This is a genomic window from Bradyrhizobium sp. (assembly GCF_030693485.1).
GTDB lineage: Bacteria > Pseudomonadota > Alphaproteobacteria > Rhizobiales > Xanthobacteraceae > Bradyrhizobium.
Window position 1 is genome coordinate 1 of sequence record NZ_JAUYAN010000227.1, and the last position, 2,719, is coordinate 2,719.

At 63.7% G+C, this 2,719-nt stretch carries 4 protein-coding genes; 2 read left to right on the forward strand and 2 right to left on the reverse strand.

From position 1 onward, the window contains the following. Positions 1-22 precede the first annotated feature (22 nt). Both Q8N40_RS16785 and Q8N40_RS16790 read left to right on the forward strand, forming a co-directional pair. Positions 23-346 (forward strand): DUF1476 domain-containing protein, encoded by a 324-nt coding sequence (locus Q8N40_RS16785; RefSeq protein WP_305712601.1) that lies wholly within the window; start codon positions 23-25, stop codon positions 344-346. A 122-nt stretch (positions 347-468) separates the two neighbouring features. Next, positions 469-1,305 (forward strand): oxaloacetate decarboxylase, encoded by an 837-nt coding sequence (locus tag Q8N40_RS16790; RefSeq protein ID WP_305712599.1) that lies wholly within the window; start codon positions 469-471, stop codon positions 1,303-1,305. A gap of 42 nt (positions 1,306-1,347) precedes the next feature. On the opposite strand, the gene cynS is transcribed toward Q8N40_RS16790, so the two are convergent. Together cynS and Q8N40_RS16800 are read right to left on the reverse strand one after the other, a co-directional pair. Next, on the reverse strand, positions 1,348-1,836 hold the full coding sequence (cynS, locus tag Q8N40_RS16795) for a cyanase (RefSeq protein ID WP_305712600.1): 489 nt from the start codon (positions 1,834-1,836) through the stop codon (positions 1,348-1,350). 19 nt (positions 1,837-1,855) lie between these two features. Continuing rightward, on the reverse strand, positions 1,856-2,701 hold the full coding sequence (locus Q8N40_RS16800) for an ABC transporter ATP-binding protein (protein WP_305712602.1): 846 nt from the start codon (positions 2,699-2,701) through the stop codon (positions 1,856-1,858). Between the last annotated feature and the right edge of the window lie 18 nt (positions 2,702-2,719).

Consider the following 2,719-nt stretch of genomic DNA (forward strand, 5'->3'; position numbering starts at 1 on the left):
GCCAGGGATCGGAACCGAGAAAATGAGCACATTCGACAAGCGTGAAGAAGGTTTCGAGAAGAAGTTCGCCCTCGACGCCGACCAGAAGTTCAAGGCCGAGGCCCGCCGCAACAAGCTGCTCGGATTATGGGCAGCCGAGAAACTCGGAATCGCCGGCGACGCCGCCGCGGCCTACGCCAAGGAAGTGGTTGCCTCCGATTTCGAGGAATCCGGCGACGCCGACGTGGTTCGCAAGGTGCTGGGCGACCTGAGCGCCAAGGGTGTGACCGTCACCGAGCCCGAACTGCGGGTCAAGATGGACGAACTGATGGCCACGGCCGTCATGCAGGTGAAGGCGGGAACGTAAGATAATAAACAGGAGGGGCGAGTAGCGAATAGGTCCTCGCCATTCGCTACTCGCCATTCGCCTCTTGGCGGATGATTTCCCGCCGGCCAGCCTGCCCTTTACCGCAAGCGCGAGAGTCGAACATGCGCAGCCAAATGGAGAAGGCAGAACTGTTTCGCGCGCTGCATGCGCGGCCCGGCGCCTTCATCATCCCGAATCCCTGGGACGCCGGCACCGCCAAACTGCTCGCCGCGATGGGTTTCGAGGCGCTGGCGACCACCAGCCTGGGGCTCGCCCTTACCTTGGGCGGGACCAGCGTCAGCCGCGACGCCATCATCGAGAATTGCCGCTTGATCTCGGCCGCCACCGATTTGCCGGTCAGCGCCGATCTGGAGAATTGCGGCGCGGACGACCCGAAACTCGCGGCGGAGGCGATCAGGCTTGCCGCCGGGGCCGGCGCGGTCGGCGGATCGATCGAGGACTCGACCGGCGATCCAAGGCAACCGATTTATGATTTCACGCTCGCGGTCGAACGGGTGCAGGCGGCGGTCGAGGCCGCCCGCGCACTGCCTTTTCCGTTCACGCTGACGGCGCGAGCCGAAAACCTGCTGTACGGCCGCAACGACCTCGACGACACCATCCGCCGGCTGCAGGCGTTCGAAGCCGTTGGCGCCGACGTGCTGTATGCGCCCGGCGTGCGCGACCTCGCCACCATCAAGACGGTGGTGTCGGCGCTGAACAAGCCGTTCAATCTGGTGATGGGCTTTGCCGACCCGACGCTGACCGTCGAGCAATTATCGGAGGCCGGCGTCAAGCGCATAAGCGTCGGCGGCGCCATGTCGCGCTTCGCGCTCGCCGCCTTCCTGCAATGCGCCCGCGAGATGAAGGACAAGGGGTCGTTCACCTACGTGCGCGGGATGGCGCCGATTGGGGAACTGCGGGAGGCGTTTTCGGGAGGGCAAGTGGCGAACAGCGAATAGGAGAAGATTTCCATTCGCTACTCACCATTCGCCAATAGCCCCTCACCCTTCCTTGAACCCATACTCCGGCACATTGCCGCTGGCGCCGTAATATTTGTACGGCAGGAACTTGCCCGACATCGTGATCTTGACGCGGTCGCCTTTGGGGTTGGCGATGCGCTCCATCGCCATGTCGAAATCGATTGCCGACATGATGCCGTCGCCGAACTCCTCCTCGATCAGCGCTTTCCAGGCCGGACCGTTCACCATCACCATTTCATAGAAGCGGTAGATCAAGGGATCGGTCGGCGGCATCGGGGTGCCGTCGCCGCGCATCGGTACCTCGTTGAGCATCGCGGTCTCGGATTTGGAAAGACCGAACAATTCAGCCGCATTCGCCGCCTGCGGCCTTGTCAGCTTCATCTGGCCGAGGATGGCGCCGACGATCAGCACTTCCGAGTAGCCGCCGATCTTTTCGCAGATGTGCTTCCAGCTCCATTCCTTCTCGCGCTTGATGTCGAGCAGCTTTTCGGTAAGGTCGGATCGTTTCATTTCAGTCTCCCTTTGAAGTCTAGCGCGCGATGGCCTGCGCCGAATGGGTTTCAACCGCCCTCGGCGCCGTGACGATGGTCGGTTCGCCCACACCGATCTTCACCACCGGGACGTTGCGAGGGTCATGGCCGGGCACATCCGCCGCAAACGTCTTGCTGCGGCTGACCAGGAAGTCGACGATGTGGTTGCGCACCGCGTAGTAATAGGGGTGGCGGTGCAGGTCGGTGCGACCGCGATCCTTCGGCAGCGGGTTTTCCACGATCTCGGCCAGCACGGCGCCGGGCCCGTTGGTCATCAGGAAGATCTTGTCAGCGAGATAGATCGCCTCATCGACGTCGTGGGTGATCATGAACGCGGTCTGCCCGGTCTCCAGACAGATGCGGCGCACCTCGTCCTGCAGCGTGCCGCGGGTCAGCGCATCGAGCGCCGAGAACGGCTCGTCCATCAGCATGATCTTCGGCGTGATCGAGAGCGCACGCGCAATGCCGACGCGCTGCTTCATGCCGCCGGACAGTTCCGACGGCCGCTTGTGCTCGGAGCCGGTCAGGCCGACGAGATCGATAAACGTCTGCGCATGGGCTTTCACCCTGGCGCGGTCCCAGTCGCGCCATTTCGAGGTCACCGCGTAAGCGACGTTGCCGAGCACGGTGCGCCAGGGCAGCAGCGCATGGCTCTGGAAGATCACGGCGCGGTCGAGGCTGGTGCCTTCGATGGCCTGGCCGTCGACGATCACGGTGCCGTCGCTCGGCTCATCGAGGCCGGCCAGGATGTTCAGCACCGTGGTCTTGCCGCAGCCGGAGTGCCCGATCACGCAGCCAAACTCGCCGCGCGCCATCGACAGCCAGAGATTCTCGAACACCGCGATCTCGCCGCCGGATGCGCC